19 protein-coding genes and 4 tRNA genes are annotated in these 24,079 nt (G+C 67.4%); 13 read left to right on the plus strand and 10 right to left on the minus strand.

The window, feature by feature from the left end; all coding sequences use genetic code 11:
- The first annotated feature begins 14 nt into the window (after positions 1-14).
- On the plus strand, positions 15-374 hold the full coding sequence (locus tag ACYVC6_RS17435; RefSeq protein WP_460715710.1) for a hypothetical protein: 360 nt from the start codon (positions 15-17) through the stop codon (positions 372-374).
- Between the two features lie 44 nt (positions 375-418).
- Here the strand turns inward: ACYVC6_RS17435 and mobF are convergent, their stop codons facing one another.
- From mobF to ACYVC6_RS17455, 4 genes are all read right to left on the minus strand, one after another.
- Positions 419-4,039, minus strand: coding sequence for a MobF family relaxase (mobF, locus tag ACYVC6_RS17440; protein ID WP_460715711.1), 3,621 nt, complete (start codon positions 4,037-4,039; stop codon positions 419-421).
- 149 nt (positions 4,040-4,188) lie between these two features.
- A complete protein-coding gene (locus ACYVC6_RS17445; RefSeq protein WP_460715712.1) occupies positions 4,189-5,286 on the minus strand; it encodes a UvrD-helicase domain-containing protein in 1,098 nt (365 codons plus the stop codon).
- The gene (locus tag ACYVC6_RS17450) at positions 5,273-6,880 is read right to left on the minus strand and encodes an ATP-dependent nuclease (protein ID WP_460715713.1); all 1,608 of its coding nucleotides are present in this window, start codon (positions 6,878-6,880) and stop codon (positions 5,273-5,275) included. The genes ACYVC6_RS17445 and ACYVC6_RS17450 overlap by 14 nt, the downstream gene beginning before the upstream one ends.
- Positions 6,881-6,965: 85 nt before the next feature.
- On the minus strand, positions 6,966-7,964 hold the full coding sequence (locus ACYVC6_RS17455) for a DUF2510 domain-containing protein (protein ID WP_460715714.1): 999 nt from the start codon (positions 7,962-7,964) through the stop codon (positions 6,966-6,968).
- A 93-nt stretch (positions 7,965-8,057) separates the two neighbouring features.
- Between ACYVC6_RS17455 and ACYVC6_RS17460 the strand changes: the two genes are divergently transcribed.
- The 6 genes from ACYVC6_RS17460 (at position 8,058) to ACYVC6_RS17485 (ending at position 15,761) form a co-directional block, all read left to right on the plus strand.
- Positions 8,058-9,803, plus strand: a complete 1,746-nt coding sequence (locus tag ACYVC6_RS17460; protein ID WP_460715715.1) for an ATP-binding protein — start codon at positions 8,058-8,060, stop codon at positions 9,801-9,803.
- Positions 9,804-9,821: 18 nt separating this feature from the next.
- Positions 9,822-10,982 (plus strand): exonuclease SbcCD subunit D, encoded by a 1,161-nt coding sequence (locus ACYVC6_RS17465; RefSeq protein ID WP_460715716.1) that lies wholly within the window; start codon positions 9,822-9,824, stop codon positions 10,980-10,982.
- Positions 10,982-13,426, plus strand: a complete 2,445-nt coding sequence (locus ACYVC6_RS17470; RefSeq protein ID WP_460715717.1) for an AAA family ATPase — start codon at positions 10,982-10,984, stop codon at positions 13,424-13,426. Before ACYVC6_RS17465 ends, ACYVC6_RS17470 begins: the two co-directional genes overlap by 1 nt.
- 47 nt (positions 13,427-13,473) lie before the next feature.
- Positions 13,474-14,361, plus strand: a complete 888-nt coding sequence (locus ACYVC6_RS17475; RefSeq protein ID WP_460715718.1) for a DNA double-strand break repair nuclease NurA — start codon at positions 13,474-13,476, stop codon at positions 14,359-14,361.
- A gap of 280 nt (positions 14,362-14,641) precedes the next feature.
- Positions 14,642-14,839, plus strand: a complete 198-nt coding sequence (locus ACYVC6_RS17480; RefSeq protein ID WP_395691508.1) for a helix-turn-helix domain-containing protein — start codon at positions 14,642-14,644, stop codon at positions 14,837-14,839.
- Positions 14,840-14,939: 100 nt separating this feature from the next.
- Positions 14,940-15,761: a nuclease-related domain-containing protein gene (locus tag ACYVC6_RS17485; RefSeq protein WP_460715719.1), complete on the plus strand. Its 822-nt coding sequence runs from the start codon at positions 14,940-14,942 to the stop codon at positions 15,759-15,761.
- Between the two features lie 143 nt (positions 15,762-15,904).
- Here the strand turns inward: ACYVC6_RS17485 and ACYVC6_RS17490 are convergent.
- The 3 genes from ACYVC6_RS17490 to ACYVC6_RS17500 form a co-directional block, all read right to left on the minus strand.
- Positions 15,905-15,979 (minus strand) — tRNA-Val (locus tag ACYVC6_RS17490).
- A 28-nt stretch (positions 15,980-16,007) separates the two neighbouring features.
- A tRNA-Cys gene (locus ACYVC6_RS17495) sits at positions 16,008-16,081 on the minus strand.
- Positions 16,082-16,111: 30 nt separating this feature from the next.
- Positions 16,112-16,184: transfer RNA gene (locus ACYVC6_RS17500), tRNA-Gly, on the minus strand.
- Between the two features lie 147 nt (positions 16,185-16,331).
- On the opposite strand from ACYVC6_RS17500, the gene ACYVC6_RS17505 reads away from it, so the two are divergent.
- The 4 genes from ACYVC6_RS17505 (at position 16,332) to ACYVC6_RS17520 (ending at position 18,784) form a co-directional block, all read left to right on the plus strand.
- Entirely contained in the window at positions 16,332-17,156 is an 825-nt protein-coding gene (locus ACYVC6_RS17505; protein ID WP_460715720.1) for an aminotransferase class IV, read from the plus strand.
- A 30-nt stretch (positions 17,157-17,186) separates the two neighbouring features.
- Positions 17,187-17,261, plus strand: a tRNA-Val gene (locus ACYVC6_RS17510).
- Between the two features lie 223 nt (positions 17,262-17,484).
- Complete coding sequence (locus ACYVC6_RS17515) at positions 17,485-18,438, plus strand: DUF2157 domain-containing protein (RefSeq protein WP_460715721.1); 954 nt, start codon at positions 17,485-17,487, stop codon at positions 18,436-18,438.
- 37 nt (positions 18,439-18,475) lie between these two features.
- Positions 18,476-18,784, plus strand: a complete 309-nt coding sequence (locus tag ACYVC6_RS17520) for a 2TM domain-containing protein (RefSeq protein ID WP_460715722.1) — start codon at positions 18,476-18,478, stop codon at positions 18,782-18,784.
- 65 nt (positions 18,785-18,849) lie between these two features.
- Here the strand turns inward: ACYVC6_RS17520 and ACYVC6_RS17525 are convergent, their stop codons facing one another.
- From ACYVC6_RS17525 to sqr, 3 genes are read right to left on the minus strand one after another with little or no spacing between them, the layout of a single operon-like run.
- On the minus strand, positions 18,850-19,374 hold the full coding sequence (locus ACYVC6_RS17525; protein WP_460715723.1) for a DsrE/DsrF/DrsH-like family protein: 525 nt from the start codon (positions 19,372-19,374) through the stop codon (positions 18,850-18,852).
- Positions 19,375-19,388: 14 nt separating this feature from the next.
- Positions 19,389-19,703, minus strand: coding sequence for a TusE/DsrC/DsvC family sulfur relay protein (locus tag ACYVC6_RS17530; protein WP_460715724.1), 315 nt, complete (start codon positions 19,701-19,703; stop codon positions 19,389-19,391).
- Positions 19,700-20,977, minus strand: a complete 1,278-nt coding sequence (gene sqr / locus ACYVC6_RS17535; protein ID WP_460715726.1) for a type III sulfide quinone reductase, selenoprotein subtype — start codon at positions 20,975-20,977, stop codon at positions 19,700-19,702. The genes ACYVC6_RS17530 and sqr overlap by 4 nt, the downstream gene beginning before the upstream one ends.
- A 178-nt stretch (positions 20,978-21,155) precedes the next feature.
- On the opposite strand from sqr, the gene thrS reads away from it, so the two are divergent.
- Both thrS and ACYVC6_RS17545 read left to right on the plus strand, forming a co-directional pair.
- Positions 21,156-23,144: a threonine--tRNA ligase gene (thrS, locus tag ACYVC6_RS17540; protein WP_460715727.1), complete on the plus strand. Its 1,989-nt coding sequence runs from the start codon at positions 21,156-21,158 to the stop codon at positions 23,142-23,144.
- The gene (locus ACYVC6_RS17545; protein WP_460715728.1) at positions 23,141-24,073 is read left to right on the plus strand and encodes a hypothetical protein; all 933 of its coding nucleotides are present in this window, start codon (positions 23,141-23,143) and stop codon (positions 24,071-24,073) included. The genes thrS and ACYVC6_RS17545 overlap by 4 nt, the downstream gene beginning before the upstream one ends.
- Positions 24,074-24,079: the final 6 nt, after the last annotated feature.

The following is a 24,079-nucleotide window of genomic DNA, read 5'->3' on the forward strand; positions in this document are numbered from 1 at the left end:
TAGGAGATTGAACTATGTATAAGGACCTGACGGACCTCGGGGAACAGGTGGACCAAGACACAATCGTGGTGACGACGCTCGGCGACCTGCGCAAGGCGATTGGGTACGACCGGCTGGGCAAGTACGTCCTCGACGAGGTGGCTTCCGGGCTCGAGGGGGAAGGGTTGGGCTGCTTCCCGGTCGAGATTCTCAAGAACAATCCGGAACCTCGGCAGTGGCAGGAGGTTCGCATCTACAGGCGCGGGAAGGGCGTTGGTCGTCTGATTGAGGCTGTAACCGCACCTACCGTCGCGGGCGACCGGTTGCTGCGCGAGGATGCTGGAGAGGGCGCCGACGTCGTTCGTCAGATTCGTGCCCTCGTCTGCCCCGAGTAGCTCGGGAAGCGCCTTGGCTGGCCCGGACTCTGGCGGCGAGGTCGTCAGAGTCTGAGCCCGTTCGAGGATGGCGGGAAGTCCCGCTGATCACCGAAGCCGACTGGGTCTCGATCGCGCTCCCAGCTTGGTCGCGCGACGTGAGCGGGCTTGAGCTGGTTGCGGATCCGGTACGCCAGTGCGGCGGTCGGGTGGTCGTCGGGCAGCGCCTTGCGGGCGGCAGCGCGGGCAAGCAGCCGTTCCGCGTCGTGCCCGGTCCGCTGCAGCCGGTCGAGCTCGCGCGCCAGCTGCAGGGTCTGGTCGTCGCTGCGGCCGACGTACTCGACGATCTTCGACTCCCAGCTGCGAACGATGTCGGTGTAGCGCTGGTTGATCCGGTTGGTGAGGGTGCGGTGGTACGCCGCGGCCGCGTCAGATTCCGGTGGCGGACCGGCGAGGCGGCGGTCGTCGTCAGGGATGCCCTGAGCCGCCCGCCACAGAACGACCTCGCCGTGCAGCGCGCCGTCGAGTACGTCGGCGTACCGCTCGGCCCACGTCGGCAGAGTGTCCCGCGGCTGGGAGCGGACACCGTTGGCCAGGGTGCGGACCCGTTGGGCGCGGGCCTCGAGGTAGGGGCCCCAGGTCTCGTGACGCGTGAGGTCGGCCGGGATGCCGGGGAGCCACGGGAGTGGGCCGGCGCCGGCGGCGTCCAGCTCGTCCTCCCAGCCCGAACCGAGCACGCGGTGGGCGCCGAGGGCGATGGCGTCGGCGTACCGGACGACCGCGTCGTGCAGCTGCGCCTCGACCCGAGCGGACGAGGCGGCGGTGGTGGTGGCGGAGACGGCGGCGCCGTCGCGGGCGAGGATGCCTTCGAGCATCTCGGTGGCGGTGAGCTGGTCGCCGAGGCCGGGCAGGGCGAGCTGGTGCGGGTCGGTGGGGGCGGCGAGCACGACGTGGGCGTGGTTCTCGCTGCGGCCACGGGTGAGCATCGTGTAGAGCAGCTGCCGGGACTCCTCGCCGGTGACGATGCCGTGCATCGCGTCGGCGGTGAGGCCCTGTGCCGTGTGCACGGTGCTGGCGTAGCCGAGGTCGACGTGCGCGGCGACGTACTCCGCGGGCAGGGTCGTCGTCAGCCCGGAGCGGGTATGCCGCACGGTCAGGGCGCCGGCGTGGACGCCGGTGACGGTCCAGCGGTCGCCGTTCTTGACCCAGTCTGTGCCGCTGAGGCCGAGGCGGCGGTCGTTGTGGCGGGTGATGATCGTGTCGCCGACCGAGGCCTGGTTGCCGTCACGGAGGGCCACCTCGGTGCGTGGCGTCGTCCCGTTGAGGCGTACGGCGCGGGCGCGGGCGTTGAGCTCGGCGACGATGTCGCGGGTGGGGGCGAGCATGAGGCAGTCGCGGCTGTCGGCGGTCCCGCGGGTCCAGGAGTCGAAGACGGCCTCGACGCAGGTCTCGGTGTCTCCGACGTGGACGCGGTCGTGGTCGAGGTAGTACCCGAGCGCGGCGGGGTCGCCATCGCGCAGGTCGAGGGAGGCGGCTGCCTCGGCGGGGTCGGCGAACCGGACGACCTCGTCGAGCCGGTCGGCGCCGTGCTGGTGGGCGATGTCGCGGAGTGCGCCGCCGGAGCCGATCGCGGCGAGCTGCTGGTCGTCGCCGATCATCCGGACGGTGGCGCCGCGGGCCAGGCAGTAACCGACGATGCGGTCGAGGGTGAGGGTGTCGGCCATCCCGGCCTCGTCGATGACGATCAGGGTGTGCGGGCCGATGCATGCGGCCCAGCCCTCGAACTGACCCGTGATGATCTGGTGGTCGAGCTTGGCCAGCGTTTCGCTGAAGATCTCGGCGGCGTCGGTGAGCACGGCGGCTGCCGCGGCCGAGGGGGTGAGGCCGATCGCGTCGTACCCGCGCTCGGTCCACACCTGCGCGAGCACCTTCATCGCGGTGGTCTTGCCCGACCCGGCGGGCGCGAGCGCGAGCCGGACCCGGCGGTCGCTGCTGGCCATCTCCAGCACCAGGTCGCGCTGACCGCGGTTGAGCCGGTCGCCCTCGACCGCGGCGGCGCGGATGGTGATCTCGACCTCCTCGGGGTCGAAGGAGAACGCACCGTTCATCCCGGCCGCCGCGACCAGGCGCTCCTCGGCGTCGAGGACGCGGGCGCTGGTGAAGTGGTCGCGGCCGGTGTGGCGGTAGACGCTGGTGCCGTCCGAGCGCCGCAGCGCGTCGGGCTCGGTGATCGGGTCGCGATCGGGGGTCAGGTTCACGAACAGCTGCTCAGCGGCGTCGACGACCCACCGCACGACCTCACTGACCCGCTCGGGAGGTACGGCGACGTCGCGGACCTGGCGCTGCGCCTCGGCGTACACGTGCCAGGACTGCCAGGTCGCCTGATGCGCTTCGAGCTCGCTCAGCACGCGCTGCGCCGTCGCGTTCACCCAATCTGCCGACACCTGCTGCGGCTCGGGAGCGTTCGGGTGCAGCGCGGCGCGGATCATCGCGTCGAGCCTCGCCGGGCCGAGGAGGTCCGTGGCCTGCCGCAGCCACGCGTCGCGCTGCTGGGCCTCCGATCGCGGCTCGTGCTTGGACTGGCGCGTCTCCAGGTTTGCCTGTTGCGCCAGCGCGACGGCCTCGACCGGCGTCGGTGGCCGCCCCTGCGCGCGGGTGAAGTCGCGTGCCAGCTCGCGCTGGCGCTTGGTGATGTCGGCTCGACGTGTCGACCAGAGCCGACAGAGGCTCGGGTCGACCCCGACGATCTCGCGCACCGGCCGCTTACCCCCCGGCAGGGTCGGTCGAGGCGCGAAGCGGACGCCGAGGAGCGCGCGCAGGTGGTGCTCCAGCGCAGTGTTGTAGGTCTCCGAGGCGGCCACGACGTGCTGGTGAAGCACCCGGCCGTAGATCGAGAGCCACTTGCCCTCGCGGGTCTGCACTTTGTTGGCGACGGCGACGTGGGTGTGCAGGTCTGGGTCGCCGGCGCGGGAGTCGCGGTGGGTGAACGCGGTCGCGATCAGCCCGCGGGTTTCGACCTGCCGGGCACCGTTCGTGCCCTCGCGGGTGAAGATCACCTCGCGTTCGAGGTAGGTGAGCGCGTCGGCCACTGCTGCGTCGTGGGCCTGCTCGATCAGCTTGGCCACCTCGGGCAGCGCGACAGCCCAGAGCGTCGAGACCGACTTCATCGGGCTGAACGTGAGATCGTACCCGGCGACCGCGGTCTGCCGTGGCCGGGAGTAGCGCGCCAGCGCAGCCGACAGCTCGCGCTCCGAGGCCGGCTCGCGAGCGTGCTCCCGGACGAACCACTCCCGCGCGACCTCCGACTTGATCCGGGCTACGAGGTCGTCGGGCGGACGACCGGCCGCGGAGGTTGAGCTTGTCCAAATCCGCCGCTGCACCTCGGCGTTGAACCCGTCGACGCCCTCGGTCCCATAGACCTTGTACGGCGACCCGAGCGGCTCACCCGTCAGCGGATGCGAACCGGAGCCGAACAGGTGCTTCATCTGCTCGGCTGTGACTCCGTCCCCGGCCTCGAGTCCGTCGACCCCATCGAGCCCCGAGCCGACCCAGCGACCTGGCGCCTCGCCCTTCGCTGCGTAGTAGTCGGCCAGGGGAGTGGCGCCCTTCTCCGTCGAGTCGAGCGCCGCGACCTGGGTGGTCAGGTACTCGTAGCCCGACCCGGCCGACAGCTTGTGCAGCGTCATCACACGCCCCAAGGCCGCGGGCCTGGCACGAGTGGCCAGGACGGGCGGACCAATGAAAGAGGTGTGTCGGGCGCTGGGGATGTGCGGGGTGCTGGGGATATGCGGGGTGCTGGGGAAGTGCGGTGCTCGGTGTTGTGGCGGTGCGGATATTACGAGGTCGTGGGCGGTGTCCAGAACGTGAGTTGCGACTTGGTCGTGGACTTCTCAGTCACTATGCCCACGCTGTGGCGCGCACGGGTGATGGCGACGTAGTACTTAGCCCGAGTGGCGGGCGCCAGCTCCGCGCCGTTCTCGATAGCGGCCGTGATCGTCCCAGTGGGATGAATCAGGACACGATCGAACGACATACCCTTGACCTCGCCCATGTTGAGCGCGCCATTCGACGCCCACCTTGACCGCTTGTCCCACCGAAGCTCCTGTGGCGCATGAACGGCGCGGTATGAATCCAAGTGATCGACGTTGACGAGATGCACTCCGCTGTCGGGTGGAGTCTCGGCGTTCTTGGAGGTGGTCGCAGGCATTTCTGGATATAGGCCGTCAGCGAAGTCACAGATCAACTGGTTGCAGCGGTAGCTCTCGGTCAACGCTCGAGTCGTCAGTCGCCCATCATGGACTTGCCGCTCAATCCAGCCCATGATCGCGGCGCGGCGATGCTGACGGTTCCGATTGGCCGTGTTGGTGACGTAGACGGATTGTCGAGGGTCACCGACTCCGAGCACGCGCAGATCCGAGTCCATCAGGCGTATGAGCAGGTCTAGGTCCGGTCCCGCGAGATCTTGAAGTTCGTCGATGAAGATGGCGTCGTAACAGCTAGCGAGGCGACGCACGACCTTTCCGCCCGAGGCCTGATCGAGTGCACAGACGAGGTCGCTCACGACATCTTGGTAAAGGTCGAGCCCCTTATCGGTGTAGTACTGACGGAAGTCGTCCTTCTTGGCGTATCGAAGTGCTGGGACGCCGCTCCTGCGGACATGAAAATTGATCGAGCGGATGCTGAGGATGTCCGTCTTGTAGGCCTGATAGGGCTTGACACCTTCCCGCAGCAAGAACTCGAACCAGGACATCGTCGTTATCCGATGCTCTGCTCTAGCTTCTTCCCAGAGGCGAGTCCGGATCTCACGCAAGTTCTCACGTGTGTAAGTCGTGATGAGTACACGTCTGCTCCGGTCCACCAGTGCCTCGTCGAGCAGCAGCTTGGTCTTGCCCGAGCCGGCCGCCGCCATCACGAATTCGTTATGCGACGCCATCGATCGCATCCTGGATGTACTGAGGCCAGGTGACGGAGTCTGGTGGTGCGTCGTGAAACAGCAGGGCTGCCTCGGTCTTGTTGCTCATCATGTGTCTCAACAGGTCTTCGTCCGTGGTGTAGCTGGTGCCAAGGATGATGTTGACCCTGTCGCGACCGTTCGCGAGGAGCATCTGGGGCTCGAGCGTCGGTGCAGCGTCCTGGTCGCTTCGAGCCACCTTTATGAAGTCGTGCACCGTGTAGTCGGCGAAGCGGGCATCGACCTTGGTGGCGTGATCCCCGTCGTTGTCAGCAAGAACGACGACGGTGCGCTGTAGCGGAATGGCAAGATCCAGGTACCTCTTCGCGGAGAGCCCGCGCACGCTGATGACATCGATGCCGTCATCGATCGGCCGTCTGCCGAGTCTGTCGTGGTAGGCCCGCTGGAAGATCAGCTCATCGCTTGGGCCTTCGACAAGGACGACCTTCTTAGCCAGAACGAGTCGGAGCGTGTCGTATCCAGCGAGCTTCTTGAAGTAGCGCTGAGTGTCACCTGGTACGGAGCGGAGACGGATGGGTTGGCCCTCGCCAAGCAGCAACAGCTGGTCGAGTCCGAGCTTGTTGACAACGAACGAGCTGTGCGTGGCAATGATGACTTGCCGCCCATTGCGCTGCGAATCGATGCGCTCGACGAGCTCGTTGAGGCTCGAGAACGACAGATGGTTCTCAGGCTCCTCGACAAGAATGACGTGCGATTCGTCGACCCTGCGAGCCAAGGCCAACAGGATCTTGATGCGGTTCTGTTCGCCGCTACCAGCGAAGTGGAAAGGAAGGCGGTCGAGATGTGGCCCAAGGGCCGACTCCCATCCGTTGCTCCCGGATGTGTCGATCTCCAGCGAAAACGCCTTGCTAGTGACGCCTGCGCTCGAGGCAGCGACTGATGCGTTGATGCTTGCGATGGTGGGATTGCTGCCGAATTGTTCCTGATGCAGTCGATAACTCCGCGCTAGCTGCGCTCGATCCTTCGCGTCAAGCGTGTCTCCAATAATTCGCTGGAGGTGGAAGTCGGCCCCAGAGGATAGCCGGATGCGAGAGGCATCGATGAGGGAGGACTTCACACGCTGGGCCCTGACGTTGACGGGCTGTCCAGCGAAGTCAGTCCAATCGATCTTGTAGAACTCGGTTGGAACACTGGTTACGTCGGCGGGCCTCTCCAAGAAGGCCTGGTACTCATCCTCGAATTCCAGGTCGAGTGCTGCGTGCAGTCGGTACCCGGGCGAGTCCTCGCGCAGCGAGTTGTTCTCGCCCTTCATTCGAGCGACCGATGGGTCGTCGTCGAAGTAGAGCTCGATTAGTACCTCGGGTGGCTTTGGCGCTTGGCCCGCTTGGACGTCGGCGATGAAGGATGCAGCCACGGAAGCGGTGATGAAGTGGTGGGTGAACGCCGATTCGAAGAACCGACCGTTCCAGCGCTTGGTCAGCCCAAGGTTGATCGCCTCTAGCAGCGTCGACTTGCCCGCTTCGTTGTCGCCGACGAGCGTGTTGAGTCCGGGAGTGAGTTCGATCGTGCTCGCTTGAAAACGCTTGAAGTTCCTCAGCACGACCTGGCGAATCATGTTTCAACCCTCGCCCGGTGCCCACCGGGGCTAGACCTCTCGGTGCGGCGCGGATTACTCGCAGAGTCCGCATTGATGTGTCCCATCAGTCGGCGGTGTGCTCGGTCCAGGCCTGACCATCCCAATACCGAAGACGGGCGACGCCGTGCGGATCTGCATACCAATCCGCTGGAGGCAAGGGTGGAGGTGCCGCGGGCGACGCGTCCTCCGCTTGGGCGGACGCACCGCCGTCGTCGGCGGCTTCCGGCGAAAGTTCACCGGTGGTTTGCGGCAGAGAGTCGAACCATGCCTGGTCTAGCTCGTGAGCGCGCTTTGTGTAGAGGACGACCTCTGCCTTCAGCTGGTTACCTTTGACGATCGCTCGCACGGCGCACGCCTGGCCGCGGTCGCGGAGGAACCGGATGGCGGGTTCCAGATCACCCGACATTTTCGGCGTAAGGCGACCCGCTGTCTGGCCGTCGATTCGGACCTCGACGAACGGCTTTGGCGTACGCCCGGATTCGTCGACCGCCTCCTGCAGCGTGGCGTGCACCCAGCACTCGCCATGAGGGGTCAAGTACCTCGACGTTGCTTCGGGGTAGTTCTCTTCTCCCGTGACTTGGATCGCTGATCCCAGAGGGAGGATCTGGTGCGGAATGCCCGGGGCCTGGTTGGCGGGGCGAAGCATGTGGGGCTCGGGGAGATCGATCCGTACCGAGCCGAAGAATCGCTTTCCTCGCGAGTCCCAATCCTCTTGGTTCGAGCCCCAGACCCGGGCCATGGTTGACGGGGTCAATCCATCAGCCTGGATCGCGTCAAGCGCGGCGGCGTAGCGCTTTGCGTCCTCGCGGGCAAGAAAGCCGATCACCCCGCTCGACGCTCGGATCTCCACCGCATTCGAGTCGTACTTGTTGGAGGGGTCATGAACGACGGTGACCGGCACCAGGACCTCAGCACCGTCTGCGGGGAGGGGCCTGGGCAGGAGTGCCTGAAGCTCTCTGGAGTAGTGGGATTCGCCGACGACGTCGACTTGTCCCCAACCTCGTTGGCCCCAGATCTCAAATGTAGATCCGGCGCCAACCCGACGCGTATTGAAGAGGCCCATCCCGAAATCCCCTGCACATAGATCCAGCAGTCAGGAATGCCACGCTAGTAGGTTCTCCTGTTTGCGTCGGCGGGTTCGCCTAGATTGCCATGCATGGCGGAAATCGACTCCACAGGGCAAAACGGCGTCGGACGGGTACTCGGGACGCAGCCGGCATCCCCGCTCACGTTCTGGACGGCGCTGCTGCCTGATGAGTGGCTCCAGCTCGACGACGTCGTCGTCACTCGGCGCGAGGTACCCGGGCGTGGCGAGGTGACGACATCGGGGGTGGTAACGCAAGTGCAGGCCCGGCACGAAGGTGCGAGTTTCGAGTCCGATGTGCACGTAATTGCTGAAGGCGCACTACCGGGCGAGGTCGTGGAGTCTGCGGAAGTGACTGTGACCCGGGTCGAGCCGGAAGTGTTCGTACCGCCGACGCCAGGCGCGTCCGTTCGGCGCGCGGAGGGCAAGGAGCGTGACGTCGCTCTCTACTTCGACTCCATGGAACGACGCCTCCCGATCGGCATCGGCCGGGACGGCCTCCCCCTCTACGCGAACTTCGATTTCGTAGACGGCACCAAGGGCGCGCACGTCTCGATCTCCGGCATCTCCGGTGTTGCCACCAAGACCAGTTACGCGCTCTTCCTGCTGCACTCGGTCTTCACATCCAAGGTCCTTGGCGCCAAGGCCGTCAACACCAAGGCGCTGGTCTATTGCGTCAAGGGTGAGGACCTCCTCTACCTCGACTATCCGAACACCATGCTCACGTCGGAAGCGGCCGCCAAGTACGCCGACTTAGGGCTTCCCGCGGAGCCATTCAGATCCGTCCACGTCTTCGCTCCGCCGCGGCCAGGTGACTCAGCCGGAACTCCCAACGTCAGCGGACGTGCGGGAGGAGCGGTGTCAGCGATGTTCTGGACACTGCAGGAGTTCTGTCGTGATGAGTTGCTGCCGTTCTGCTTTGCCGACGCTGAAGACGACCGGGCGCAGTACACCCTCCTAATCGGGCAGGTGGCGGCACGCCTGAGGCGTGACGCTGCGTCGGTGGGTGACTCGGGTGCGGTGAGCATCGACGGCACCATCGTGCGCGACTGGGCTGCATTGGTGGATCTGCTCGACACGCAGCTCACAGACGACGTGGCACGGGTCAATTGGGTGCCGGCGTCGACGGCACTCGGCTCGGTCAACGCATTCCTCCGGCGTCTGCACTCTTCGGTGCGTCCATTGGGTCCGCTAATCCGGGGAGATCTGGACCTCCGCGGTCGCACTCAGGTGACTACGTCAGAGGCCCAGGTGACTGTTGTGGACCTGCACGCATTGCCTGACCGGGCCCAGCGGTTCGTCGTCGGGACTACGCTCCGTCGCGAGTTGTCGTCGAAAGAGGCGAGTGGGTCAGCTGATCCACTGACCTTTATCGTGCTGGATGAGTTGAACAAGTACGCGCCGAGAGAGGGCTCACACCCGATCAAGGAGATCCTGCTTGACGTGGCCGAGCGTGGACGCTCGCTCGGGGTGATCCTCATCGGCGCGCAGCAGACCGCCTCCGAGGTCGAGCGTCGGATCGTGTCCAACTGCGCACTACGAGTAGCAGGGCGTCTCGACTCCGCTGAGGCGGGTCGCCCAGAGTATGGCTTCTTGCCCACGGCCTTCCGTCAGCGTGCCGTCCTTGCGAAGCCAGGCTCGATGTTCGTGTCTCAGCCCGACATTCCGGTTCCGTTGAGCGTGGAGTTCCCGTTTCCTGCTTGGGCTACTCGCGTGGCCGAGGCGGGCGAGCCTCCATCCGTCGGGAGGGCCGTATCCGCCGATCCGTTCGCCCGGGTTGCCGCTCCAAGTCCCGACGACGAGCCAGCTCCGTTCTGAGCATGCGAGGGGACTCCGATGCGTATCCTCCACACCGCTGACTGGCACGTGGGCAAGGTCCTCAAGGGCCGCCCGCGCCTTGAAGAGCACGATGCAGTGCTACGCGACCTCATCCGTGTCGCTCGTGAGGAGGACGTCGACCTCGTCGTCGTGGCCGGTGACGTCTTCGACACATCGACCCCGACCCCAGACGCGCAGACCCTCGTGATCCGCACTCTTCTCGGCATGCGGGAGGACGGCCGGCACGTCATCGTTGAAGCCGGCAACCATGACAATCCCCGTCAGCTCGACGTCTTCCGGCCGATCCTCGGCGAGCTCGGCATCACCGTTGTCGGTCAGCCGCGCCGACCGTCGGACGGCGGCCGACTGGAGCTTACGACTCGTTCGGGCGAACGGGCGCGCGTGGCGGTGCTCCCGTTCATTTCGCAACGCAACGCGATCAGCGCGAGCCAGACGATGACGCAGACCGAGGCGGACAACAACCGTGTCTACGCCGACAACCTGAAGGCGATGATCGACGCCCTCACGGAAGGCTTCGACGCAGCCGGTGCCGTCAACCTGTTGATGACGCACGCCACCCTCGTTGGAGGCGCCCGTGGTGGCGGAGAGCGCGAGTCGCAGACCGTGTTCGAGTACGCCCTCCCGGCGACCCTCTTTCCCAGCCACCTTCACTACGCCGCTCTTGGCCACCTACACCGTCGCCAGACAATCCCCGGGCCGGCCCCGCTGCACTACTCCGGTTCGCCGCTGCAGATCGACTTCGGCGAAGGCGACAACCTCTCCCTCGTCGTGATCGTCGACGTCACCGCGGATACACCGGCCCGAACGCGGGACGTCGCGGTCACCGGAGGACGCCGGCTCCGGACCGTATGGGGCACGCTCGACGACCTTGCGACGCTCGACGTCTCGCCTGAGGACTGGCTGCGCGTGGTCGTGAGCGAGAAGCCGCGGGCCGGTTTGGCGGACGACGTACGCGACCTGCTCCCAGGCACGCTCGAGGTCCGGATCGACCCGGAGTTCGACCGACCAACGGCAACGACGACGACGACCCGGACCGCCGGTCGCAGCCCGGTCGAGCTCTTCGGTGATTACCTCACCTCCCAGAATCGAGGCGACACGGAAGTGCTCACGAAGCGGTTCGCGGAGCTCCTCGATGAGGTCCAAGGGGTGAGTACCTGATGCGCCCGCTGCGTCTCGACATCGAGGGCTTCGGCACGTTCCGTGATCCGGTGACCCTCGATTTTTCCGACACCGACTTCTTCGCTCTGGTCGGTCCTACCGGCTCTGGGAAGACCACCGTCATCGACGCGATCTGCTTTGCGCTCTACGGCTCCGCTCCGCGCTGGCCACGCAAGAACCAGGTTTCACTCGCCCTCGCGCCATCCACGAGCCATGCCCGCGTTGCGCTGGTCTTTGTGGTCGCCGGGAAGACGTACGCCGCGGTGCGCGTCCTCGCTCGCGCTGCTCGCGGCCAGGTGTCGACCAAGCAGAGCCGACTCATCTCGCTCCCGGCCGACATCTCCCTCGAGGGGAACCTGGGCGACCTCCTCAGCGAGGAGCTCGAGTCCTTTGCCGACTCCCCGGCGACAATGGACGAGGCGGTCGCGAGAATCCTCGGACTGACCTTCGAGCACTTCACACAGAGCGTCGTTCTCCCGCAGGGCGGCTTCGCGAAGTTTCTGCACGCGGAGAAGCGGGAGCGGCAGGACCTGCTCGTTTCGCTGCTCGGCCTCAGTGTCTACGAGAAGGTCGCGCAACGCGCCAACCAGCTCGCTAAGGACGCAGGCATCCGAGCCGGCACCCTGACCGAGGAACTCCGGACGTACGCCGACGCGACCGAGGCCGCTGAGCAGGCGGCCGCCGACAGGCATAGGGAGCTCACGACGCTGGAGGAGGGGCTCGAAGCCATGCTGAAGCCGTGGCACGACGCCGACGCTTCCCGAGCCAAGACCAAGGAGGCGGCGGCGGCCCACGAAGCGAGCCTGACGGCACTGAGCACGGTAGTGGCTCCTGCCGGGCTCACCGCCCTTGCCGACGACCGGGCCGCTGCCACCGCGGGTCTCACCTCTGCCGAGAAGGCCGAGAGCGTGGCCGACGCCAGCGTCGAGGCGGCCGAGGCGACAGCAGCTGAGGCAGGGGACGTGGGGACCTGGAAGCAACTCATTGACGCTCACGCCCAGTTCGGGGACCTGACGGCGAGGGAGGCTGGGGCCGCCGGCGAGGCCGCGGCTACGGCCTCGGCCCTCGAGCAGGCGCGCTCGACCGCGCAGGCGGCCGACGGAGACCTCGAGGCGGCTCGTGCTCTCCGGGAGAAGGTGCGCATCGCCCATCAGGCGGATGACCTCGCCGCGACTCTCGTCCCCGGGGAGCCGTGCCCGGTGTGCCTGCAGACCGTCGCGACCCTGCCTGACCGGTTCGCCCACGAGGGCCTTGCCGAGGCAGATGTGAGAGTCGCCGCGACCGAGACAGCCCGGAAAGTGGCACACACTGCGCTGAGCGACGCCCAGCTCGCCAACCAACGCGCGTTGGACGCGTTGGCGCACCTCGGCGACGACCTCGCCGCGCTCGGCCCTACTCTGGACGGTCAGCCAGATGCGGCGGCGGCCCAGACCTCGTACGCCGCGGCGGTCGAGGCCACTGGCGCGCTCACGACCGCCACGCAGGTCGCCCGCACAGCGCGCGAGGCGGCACGGAAGGCACGAGAGGCGCTCAAAGCGCTCGATGACAGGTGGGCCGACGCCGGGCGCCTGCTTGGCCAGACCCGCGACCGGGTGGCCCAGCTCGCCCCGCCAGAAGCCACGGGCGACCACATTGCCGACTGGGAGACCTTGACCACCTGGGCGCGGGCCAAGGCTGACGAGGTGGCCGTTCTGAGCGCCGAGCTCGACAAGCAGCGACTGCTCGCCGAGCAGGAGGAGGCGCGGCAGCGAGCCTCCGTCCTCAAGGTGCTGCAGCGCGCGGGAGTGGATGCACCGGAACGCTTCACCGAAGTGACCGTCCATTCGGCCGTGGCGAAAGCCGTCTCCGACGCCGCCGCCGCGGTGACCCGGGTCAAGGAGCGACGGGCGGGTGCGAAACGCCTGGAGAAGGAGATCGAGAAGCAGCGGGCCTCGGAGGTTCTCCACAAGGAGCTTGGCAACCTACTCAACGCCCGCAACTTCGAGCGCTGGATGGTCGAAGAGGCGCTTCAGGCGATGATGGTCGAGGCATCTGCCAACCTCAGCCAGCTCTCCGGCGGACAGTTCGAGCTGGTCATTGACGACAAGCAGGACATCCTGGTTGTTGACCACAACGACGCGAGCAGCCTGCGCCCCGTGCAGACTCTGTCCGGTGGTGAGACGTTTCAGGCCTCGCTCGCTCTCGCGCTTGCGCTTAGCTCGCAGATCGCTGCCCTCTCGCCCCACACCGGCCAGCTCGACACGATCCTGCTCGACGAGGGTTTCGGCACCCTCGACCCCTCGACACTCGACGTCGTTGCCAGCACCCTTGAGCAGCTGGCAGGTGGCGGCGAGCGCACGGTTGGCCTCGTTACCCATGTCGCGGCGCTTGCCGAGCGAGTTCCGGTGCAGTTCAAGGTCAAACGCGAAGGCTCTCGCTCCAGTATCGAAAAGGTCTGGGCGTGACCATTCGCGTTGCTGTAGATCCGTGGGATCCGTCATACGGTTCTGCCTTGAGCGAGTCGGCGCTTGATGACTCGACGGCGACGCTGACACTCGACTTGGAGACACCTCCGGAGTCGTGGGCGCCGGTCTCGGTGGCGAGCGGCGTCTGGCGCCCAGCAGAGGTGCTGATTGTTGACGGCGTGCGCCGCATCGATGCGCGAGTGTGGTTCACCCCTCCGGGCGAACCAGTGCCCGTGATGGGCATCGCAGCGAGCTATGCCGCTGGCGTGGTGCGCATCGATGGCCGCGCACGCGTTGAGGCGATTACCCAGTCGCGCGGGGTCTACACGAGTTGCCCCCAGGCGGAAGACCTTGTATCGCCACTCGCGACCTACCCAGTAAGGCACACAGCCGGAGGTGAGTACGACGACCTCATCCTCGCGGTGCAAGGCCACATGCGCGACCTCGAGCTGCAGGCGGCACTGTCGACCCGCACCAGCGAGGATGACCTTCTCGTTGTCGACGGTCCTCTTCGCGGCCGCACGACCATCCCGCGGACGATCGGCTACATCAAGACCCACCAAGCCGCGTACCTGCCGGTGGAGCTGAATGCCGTGGTCGCGGCTCTAGCGCCTGGTGAACGAACTCCAGCGTTCTCAATTGGTACGACTTGGTCCCGGCACACCTGGTATCTCAAACTCCCGGTCGCGTCAGCTTCTCCGTGGGCCGGCATTGTCCGATGCGAGGTATCGGACTCGTTGACAAGAGCCGAGGTGGTCGCTCTCGCCGATGCGTCGACCCAGGTGCTGCCGCCACTCGCCTCGCAAGCGCATAAGGACCCGCGCGCCCCGCAGAACCTCATTCCTATCGGGGGCTTGGAGAAGACGCTCCGCCATCGACTGGGCGACGCCGTGAAGCTCCATCGTTGTCTGAGCCAATATGCCGCGACGACCTGAGTGCGTAGACCAGATCAGGTCCGCGGGCGTGGATGAGGTCAATGTGGGCGCATGATCGTCCACGGAGCTCCGGAGTCGGATCGAGCGATCGGTTGACCGCCATCTCCGAACTCGACCGCAAGAGGTTCTCGCACACGGTCAACTTGGTCGCATCTGTCGCGCCGAGTCCGACGCGCCAGGCCGAGACAGCCGGGCGGGCGGAGTGGCCACTGGGGGCCAGATCCTGACCTTGGGGTATGCAGGCGGCCACCGGGGCCGCCCACCTACCGAGGGGATATTCATGCCTGCCACGATCACTCGACGCCTCGTCTCACTCGCCGACGCGGCCGATGCGCTCGCCGTGTCGACGCGGACGGTCCGCCGTTACATCGCAGACGGGCAGCTCGACGCCGTACGGCTCGGCCGCAAGACGCTGCGTATCAAGGTCGACTCGATCGAGAGGTTCATCGACGCCAGGCCGGTCGGCAACTGGCGCTGATCAGCGATTCCGCTCCTTGCGGGGGACTGGCTCGCTACGGTCGAACGACTTGAGTGAGAGGGCATGAATGGAGCCGGCTGAGACTACGAACGAGAGGCGGATGAAACTCCGCTATCCGGGCGTCTGTCGTATTTGCGGTGCTGAGCTGGTCGCACGCCAGGAGGCCATCTACGAGCGCGCCTCCAAGACGGTCCGGTGCGCGGAGTGCCCGACCGAGCCTGATGTCGCAGAGGAGGCGCTGGGCGAGCTCGGGGTAGAGCCGAAGTCGGCCTCCCAGGAGAGTGGGGCTGCCGGCGCCTCGGCGCTGCGAGAGTACGAGCGGCGCAAGACGAGGCGCGAAGAGCAGATCCGGACCGAACATCCGAGGCTCGGAGGTCTGATTCTTGCGCTGTCCGACGATCCGCAGAGCACGAAGGCGTGGGCGTCGGGCGCCAAGGGAGAGGCCGCGCTGGGCGCAAGGCTCGACAAGCACACGTTGGACTCGATCGCAGTCCTGCACGATCGGTGCATCCCTAGGACGAGGGCCAACATCGACCATATCGTCGTGACGCGTGCCGGGGTGTTTGTGGTCGACGCGAAGCGCTACGTCGACAAGCGACCTGAGTCGCGGGTCGAGGGCGGCATCCTGCGGCCGCGAGTGGAGAAACTGACGGTCGGGGGGAGAGATCGCACCACGCTGGTCGACGGTGTGCTCGGCCAGGTCGAGCACGTGCGTGCCGCGCTTGCCGACGAGACCATCGATGTGTCTGGCGTGCTCTGCTTCATCGATGCGGACTGGCCCCTGGTCGGGGGAGCATTCTCCGTCCGCGGCGTACGGGTCGTCTGGCCCAAGAGGCTGAGCAAGATCCTCGACGAAGCGACCGGAGAGGTCGACGTCACCGCCGTCCGCGACCGGATTGCTGCGGCCTTCCCACCGGCCTGACTGTCGTGTTTCGAGGCTCGCTTCTCTCGCACCTCAACCACCAGGGAGCGGTCAGACCCGGTCAGAAGGGCCGGTTCGTTGTTCCCCGATTGTTCCCCGAATTGGAAAGAGACCCTCGAAAGGGCCTCTGACCTGCGGTTATCTGGTGGGCGATACTGGGTTTGAACCAGTGACCTCTTCCGTGTCAAGGAAGCGCGCTACCGCTGCGCCAATCGCCCTAGATCTTGAGTTGTCCTGGTGGAGGTGTGGAGGTGGGTACGGGATTTGAACCCGTGTACACGGATTTGCAGTCCGTTGCCTCGCCTCTCGGCCAACCCACCGTGGAGGCCAAACACTGAGAGACCTCTCCGAGCGGACGACGAGGCTCGAACTCGCGACCTCAACCTTGGCAAGGTTGCGCTCTACCAACTGAGCTACGTCCGCCTGCGATCCCCTCCGACCCGATCTCCCGGGGCGGCTGAGCGCGTGGAAACAGTAGCCGATGAGGTCGGAGGCACAAACTCGGCGGTCCATCTCCGGCGCGCCGCGGGCGGCGGAATCCGGCCTGGGAGCAGCAGGCACAATGCACTCGTGCGCGCCTGGGTGAACGGTCGGCTGCTGGCTGAGGCTTCACAGCCGGCTGTCGCGGTGAGCGACCACGGGCTCACCGTCGGCGACGGCGTCTTCGAGACGATCAAGCTCTACGACGGGCAGCCGTTCGCTCTGCAGCTTCACCTCGACCGGTTGGCGCGCAGCGCCGAGGGCCTCGGTCTCGTCGAGCCGGACCAGGACGCGGTGCGCCAGGGGATCAGCGAGGTCCTCGCGGGCACGTCGTGGCCGATGGCCCGGCTGCGGGTCACCTACACCGCCGGGCCGGCGCCGCTGGGTTCCGGGCGGGGCCAGGCTCCGCCCACCCTGATCATCGTTGCCGACGAGTTGGCCCCGGCCGCGGACGCCGTGGCGGTGGCGACGGTGCCCTGGCCCCGCAACGAGCGGGGGGCGCTGGCGGGGCTGAAGACGACGTCGTACGCCGAGAACGTCGTCGCCCTGGCCGAGGCCCACCGCCGCGGGGCGACCGAGGCGGTCTTCGCCAACCTGGCCGGACACCTGTGCGAGGGCACGGGGTCCAACGTGTTCTACGTCGTCGACGGTGAGCTGCGGACGCCGTCGCTGAGGAGCGGCTGCCTGGCCGGCGTCACCCGGGCCCTGGTCCTCGAGTGGTGCGGGGGAGTCGAGATCGACGAGCCGATCGAGGTCGTCGACGGGGCCGCCGAGATCTTCCTGGCCTCGACCACCCGCGACGTCCAGCCGGTCTCGCGGTGGGACGACCGGGTGCTCGACGTGCCCGGCCCGGTGACCAGGGCCGCCCAGGAGGCCTGGCGCGCGAATGAGGGAAGCCTGCTGGGGATGGGCTAGCATCGGCGGTCGCAGAATCCGGTTCATCCCGGGCGATTGGCGCAGTGGTAGCGCGCTTCGTTCACACCGAAGAGGTCACTGGTTCGAACCCAGTATCGCCCACCAGATCTTTCCCCAGAGTGGTAGCGCGGCTCTGCCGTTCGCACCGAAGAGGTGACTGGTTCGAACCCAGCATCGCCCACCAGTTCTAGGCGACAGCGTGGCAGCGCGGTTCGGCAAGAACGTCCGAGATCGGGCGGCCTTTCGCCTCTACCGCACCCGCACCCGCCGCAGAAGGCTGGGGGCAGAGAGCCGAATCTCCCGGGCTCGCGTGTGGGAGGGGGTCGCTGTGAAGGTCAAGCTCCCGGTCGAGGTGGGCACTCGCCCGCCTGGCCTGCTCGACGAGTGGGTGGCAGCTGGACTCATGACGCCGGACCAGGCAGCCGCCATCCGCAGCTACGAGGCGAACCGACCCGGTGCCCCGGGGACCTCGCTGGTCGTGGAGGCGCTCGGCTACATCGGTGGCGTCATCATGCTGACAGGGGCCGGCATCTTGGTCGGTCTCCTCTGGGACGACCTGCCGGTCGCGGTGCGGCTGGCCCTGGTCGGCCTCACCGCGCTCGCCCTGGTCGCGGCCGGGCTCGCCGTACCCGATCGGCTCGGTGAGGCCGCCGGCCGGTTGCGCTCGGTGCTGTGGGTGCTGGCCGTCGCGGCGACTGCCGGCTTCCTGACGGTCCTGTCCGTGGACGTGCTGGACCGGTACGACGAGGACGCGCTCCTGGTGGTCTTCCCGCCCACGGCCGTTGTCGCGGCCGCGCTGTGGTGGATGCGCCGCACCTGGCCCCAGCAGCTCGCCCTGCTCGTGTCGCTGGCCATGTCGGCCACCGCCGTCGGGGTGCAGGTCACCGACTCCGAATCGGCGCCGGGACTCGCTGTGTGGACTCTCGCCGTCGCCTGGACCGCGGTGGCGTGGACCGGCTGGATCCAGCCCCGCGCGACGGGGGTGGCCTTCGGTGGGCTGGCCGCGATCTTCGGAGCGATGACGACCGGTTGGGACCTCGGGATCGTCCTCGGACTCGTGACCGCCGTGGTGCTGCTGGCACTGGCGCTCCTCGAGCGCAGCCTGCCGCTGCTCGCCGTCGCCGCACTGGGCATGCTCCAGGCCGCCCCGCGGGCCGCGATCGAGTGGTTCCCCGGCCGACTGTCGGCGTCGCTGACGCTGATCGTCGTCGGCGGACTGCTGGTCGCCGCAGCCGTCTGGGTCGCTCGCCACCAGCACCACGGAGAACGGCCGGCCACCTGACGTCAGCTCGAGAGTGCGAGAAGAGGGAGGAATTTCGATGACCCAGTTCCAGATGCCGCCGCCCACACCCGCGGCCGCAACGAACCCCGACAGTGACCTGCGCGGGCGTGCCCTGACGCGTCTGAAGAAGAAGCGCGAGTTCTACGGGCACGTGCTCATCTACCTCGCGGTCAACAGCTTCCTGGTCGTCATCTGGTGGATCACGTCCAGTGGCTTCTTCTGGCCGGGCATCGTGATGGGCGCTTGGGGGATCGGACTGTTGATGAACGCGTGGGACGTCTGGCAGGGCGACTTCTCCGACGCCGACATCGAACGCGAGGTCGCCCGGTTGCAGCGTCGTCGCTGAACACACCAGGACCGGGGGCGCCTCCGCCCCCGGTCCTGGTTGTCTCGGGACTCAGATCCCAGCGCTCAGATGAAGAGCAGCTGGGCGCCGTCGGTCTTCTCGATGAAGTCGCCAGCGCTGATGATTCCCTCGACGTCCTCATAGAGGTCGTCCTCGGTCAGGTGGTTCATGTCCGCCGACAGCCGGCAGGCCCACAGGTGCCCACCCGAGGCGACGATCTGCTCGAGGAACTCCGGGACCTCCGGGACGTCCAGGGCCGCGATCGACTTCTTGAGCTTCGAGGTGGCCATGGCGGTCATCCCGGGCAGACCGCCCAGGCCCTGGGGCATGTGCGTGGCGGTGTTACCGAGCATCGTGAACTTGAGGTGGCCCATCGTCTCCTTGGTGATCATGTCGAAGCCCCAGAACGTGAAGAACAGATGGGTCTCGACCCCCTCACCGAGGGCGGCGTTGGCGAGGATCAGGCCCGGGTAGGCCATGTCGAGGTTGCCCTTGGAGCAGATGATCGCGAGCTTGCGTCCCTCGCTCTGCGTGTCCCCGAAGTCGGGGACGGGCGCGGTGGCGGTGACAGGGGTGTCGGTGACAGTCATGAGGGTCTCCTCGGTCAGACGCAGCCGTGCGGCTTGGGCAGCCCGGCGACGTAGGCCATCTTCTTGGCCGGCTTCTGGGGGAACAGGACGAACAGCTGCTTGACGGGGATGCCGCTGCGCGTGGACAGGCGGCGCAACGTCGCGGTCTCACCCGTCTCCGCGAAGTCCGTGCGGAGGAACCGCAGGACCTCCCAGTGCTGGTCGGTCAGCGTGATGCCGATCTGGGCGGCCAGGGCGGGGGCGAGTTCCTCGGTCCACTCGGTGGGGTCGGTCATGAACCCCTCCTCGTTGACGTGGAACTCGTGCCCAGCGAGCGTTGCGGTGGTCATGTGCTGCTCTCCTTCTTCTGTGTCTGGTCGGGCGTGTCGACCGGGTGCTTGCCGGCCATGGACATGTGGGCGGGCAGCGGGATGGGGCGGCCCGGGAGCAGCACGTTCCAGTAGATCCAGCGGAACGCGAGCTTGCCGAGGTGGTTGGCGCGGGTCTCCTTCAGCAGCCCGAGCGGGCCGGCGTACGGCACCGGGTAGGTGCCGGTGAGCGGCTCTGTGTCGTAGTTGAAGTCGATCAGCAGGGCTTTCTTGTCTCCCGACTCGATGAAGCAGTTGGCGTGCCCGTCGAACGACCCGGTCATCGGGCGGCCCTCGACGTGCTCGAGGAAGTTGTCGACGAAGACCTCCACCGAGAAGTGCGCGACCGAGCCGGCCTTCGAGGTGGGGATGTTGGAGGCGTCGCCCACGGCGAACACGTTGGGCCGGACGGTGCTGAGCAGGGTGTGCTTGTCGACCGGCACGTAGTTGAGCTCGTCGGCCCCCAGCCCGGATCGGGCGACGAAGTCGGCGCCCATGTTGAGCGGCACGGTCACCAGCAGGTCGAACGGGACCTCCCGCTCGTCGTAGGAGACGAGGCACTTGCGCTCGTTGTCGATGCTCTCGACCAGGAAGTCGCTCTCGACGACGACCTTGCGCTCCTCGAGCAGGCCGCCGAGGTGCTCGGAGGCCACCGGCTTGGTGAAGGCGCCGGGCAAGGGCGTCACGAACACCAGTTCCACCCGGTCGCGCAGGTGGTGCTCGCGGAGCCACGCCTCGGCCAGGAAGGTGAATTCCAGCGGCGCCACGGGGCACTTGATGGGCATGTCGGTCACGTGCACGACGAGCCGGCCGTGGTCGAAGTCAGCGAGGGCCTTCGCCAGCGACTGGGCGCCCTCGAGGCTGTAGAAGTCGAAGATGCTCCGGCGCCACTCGGGGCCGAGCATCCCGGGCGTCTGGTCCGGACGCGGCGAGGTGCCGGTGGCGACGACCAGGTAGTCGTAGCCCAGGGAGCGCCCGTCGCTGAGGTGGACGGTGTCCTGGTCCACGTCGACGCGGTCGATCTCGCCTAGGACGAGGTCCACGCCCTCCGGCACGAACTCGTGCCGCGGGCGGCTCAGCTGGCCGACGTCGTACATGCCGAACGGCAGGAAGAGGAAGCCGGGCTGGTAGGGGTGGACGTCGTCCTGGTCGACGACGGTGATCTCCCACTCGTCGCGGGGGAGCTTGCGGCGCAGCTTGTTGACGATCATCGTGCCGGCTGTTCCGGCTCCCAGGACCACCAGTCGTCTCGTCACGGCGTTCTCCTCGCTCTGTCTCAGGCTTGCTTCGTGCTTCACGCTACGAACGCCTGCCCCTCGGGAGCAGGGCCAAAGGTCCCCCTGGGGGGATACCTTCGCCACACCGCTCGGGACGGCGTCGGGCCCCGGCGAAACCCCCGGGCGTCGGCGGCGCCCCCGTCGTTACGATCGACACATGTCCGAGCTCAAGATCGCCCTCGTCCACGCAGGTCAGCGTGAGGACGTCGCGGTCACGACGGGCACCAAGGCCTGGGAGCCGTTCAAGGAGCAGGCGGACGTCATCGCCGCGCGCGTCAACGGCGAGCTCAAGGACCTGTCCTACGAGCTCCAGGACGGCGACGAGCTCGAGGGCGTGGCCATCGACAGCAGCGACGGCCACGACATCCTGCGTCACTCGACCGCGCACGTGCTCGCTCAGGCCGTGCAGGACCTGTTCCCGGACGCCAAGCTCGGCATCGGCCCGCCGATCACCGACGGCTTCTACTACGACTTCGACGTGGCGACCCCGTTCCATCCCGAGGACCTCGACAAGATCGAGACCCGGATGCGCAAGATCATCAAGGAGGGGCAGCGGTTCTCCCGACGCGTCACCACCGACGCCGACGCGCTCGGCGAGCTCAAGGACGAGCCCTACAAGGTCGAGCTGATCGGCCTCAAGGGATCCGGCAAGAGCGACGACGCGGCCGAGGGCGCGAGTGTCGAGGTCGGGGCCGGCGAGCTGACCATCTACGACAACATCCGGCGCGACGGCGAGGTCGCCTGGAGCGACCTGTGCCGCGGCCCGCACCTGCCGACCACCAAGCGGATCCCGGCGTTCAAGCTGATGCGATCCGCGGCGGCCTACTGGCGCGGCGACGAGAAGAACAAACAGCTCCAGCGCATCTACGGCACCGCCTGGGAGTCCAAGGAGGCGTTGGAGGCGCACCTGCACCGGCTCGAGGAGGCCGAGCGCCGCGACCACCGCCGCCTCGGTCGCGACCTCGACCTCTACTCCTTCCCCGACGAGCTCGGCTCCGGCCTCGTGGTCTTCCACCCCAAGGGCGGCGTGATCAAGCGGGAGATGGAGGACTACGTCCGGCGCCGGCACATCGAGGAGGGGTTCTCCTACGTCGGCACCCCCCACATCTCCAAGGACGGGCTGTTCCACACCTCCGGCCACCTGCCCTACTACGCCGACACCATGTATCCGCCCATGGAGCTCGAGGGCGCGAAGTACCAGCTCAAGGCGATGAGCTGCCCGATGCACAACCTGATCTACGCCGCGCGTGGGCGGTCCTATCGCGAGCTGCCGCTGCGGCTCTTCGAGTTCGGCGGGGTCTATCGGTTCGAGAAGTCCGGCGTCGTCCACGGCCTGACCCGGGTCCGGGGCATGACCCAGGACGACTCCCACTCCTATGTCACCCCCGAGCAGGCGAACGCCGAGATCAAGCACCTGCTCAACTTCTGCCTCGGGCTGTTCCGCGACTTCGGGCTCGACGACTTCTATCTGGAGATGTCGACGCGCGACGACTCCAGGCCCGAGAAGTTCATCGGCAGCGACGAGCAGTGGGAGGTCGCCACCCGGGTCCTGCAGGAGGCCGCCGACGAGTCCGGACTCGAGCTGGTGCCCGACCCGGGCGGCGCGGCGTTCTACGGCCCCAAGATCTCGGTCCAGGCCAAGGACGCCATCGGCCGGACCTGGCAGCTTTCGACCATCCAGTACGACTTCAACCAGCCCGAGCGGTTCGAGCTGGAATACCAAGCGGCCGACGGCTCCCGGCAGCGACCGGTGATGATCCACTCCGCGAAGTTCGGCTCCATCGAGCGGTTCCTCGGCGTTCTGGTGGAGCACTACGCCGGTGCCTTCCCGCCGTGGCTGGCGCCCGTGCAGGTGCAAGGCATCCCGATCGCCGAGCGGCACGCTGACTACCTGTACGACGTGGCCCGGCGGCTGCGGGCGGCCGGGATCCGGGTCGAGGTCGACGACTCCGACGACCGGATGCAGAAGAAGATCCGCAACGCCCAGGTCCAGAAGGTGCCGTTCATGATGATCGCGGGCGACGACGACGTGGCCGCCGGTGCGGTCTCGTTCCGCTACCGCGACGGGCGCCAGGACAACGGTGTCTCGGTCGAGGAGGCGATCGCCCGGGTGGTCGCCGCTGTGGAGTCGCGCGAGCAGGTGTGAGCACCGGCGCGAGGCGTGCCCTGGCGGCTCTGGGCTGCCTGGGTCTGCTCGCCGCGTGCTCCGCGGAGGACCCACCGGCCGCGTCGCCCAGCGCGTCCACCACCGCGACCGAGCTGCCCACGGCCCCGCCGGTCGACGAAGCCGAGCTGCAACGTCAGGAAGAGCTGGTCCAGCTGGCCGCGGCAGCGCAGGAGCAGGCCGCCATCCTCAACGCGCAGGAGGACGCGATCCCGCCGCGGGACGGCCCGGTTCTCGGCGCTGACATCAGCTGGCCCCAGTGCCCGCCGGGTATGGGCATCGAACACAAGGAGACCTCGGGCCAGCCGATGCCCACCGCCGAGGCGGAGTACGTCGTGGTCGGCCTCACCAACGGGCCGGGGTTCCACGCCAACCCGTGCCTGGCCGACCAGGTCGCCTGGGTGAAGCAGCGCGGCCTGCTGCTCGCGGCGTACTCGGTCATCAGCTGGCCCGACGAAGCAGCCCAGGCCGAGTACGGCGGTCTGCGGGGAGCCGGGTATGCGCAGGCGCAGTTCAACGTGGCGTCGATGGAGGCGGCGGGGCTCGACTCGCCCCTCGTCTGGCTCGACGTCGAGCAGGTGCCGTTCAACGAGTGGAGCGCCGACACCGCCGCCAACGCGCAGGTGGTCGTGGGCGCTGCCCAGGGCTACCTCGACGCCGGCTTCCGGGTCGGCGTCTACTCCACGCCCTACATCTGGGAGTCGCTCGTCGGCGACCTGGCCTTCGGGGTGCCGGAGTGGCGGGCGGCCGGTCAGACCTCCCAGGCGGAGGCCTTGGACCGGTGCGGCGACGACTGGTCGATCCAGGGTGGTCGTGCCGTGCTCGGACAGTGGGTCCAGGACGGCCGCGACAAGAACATCACCTGTCCCGGGATCGAGGCCGACCTCGGGCGTTGGTTCGCCCGCGGCTGACCCCGA

The organism is Nocardioides dilutus (genome assembly GCF_054779555.1).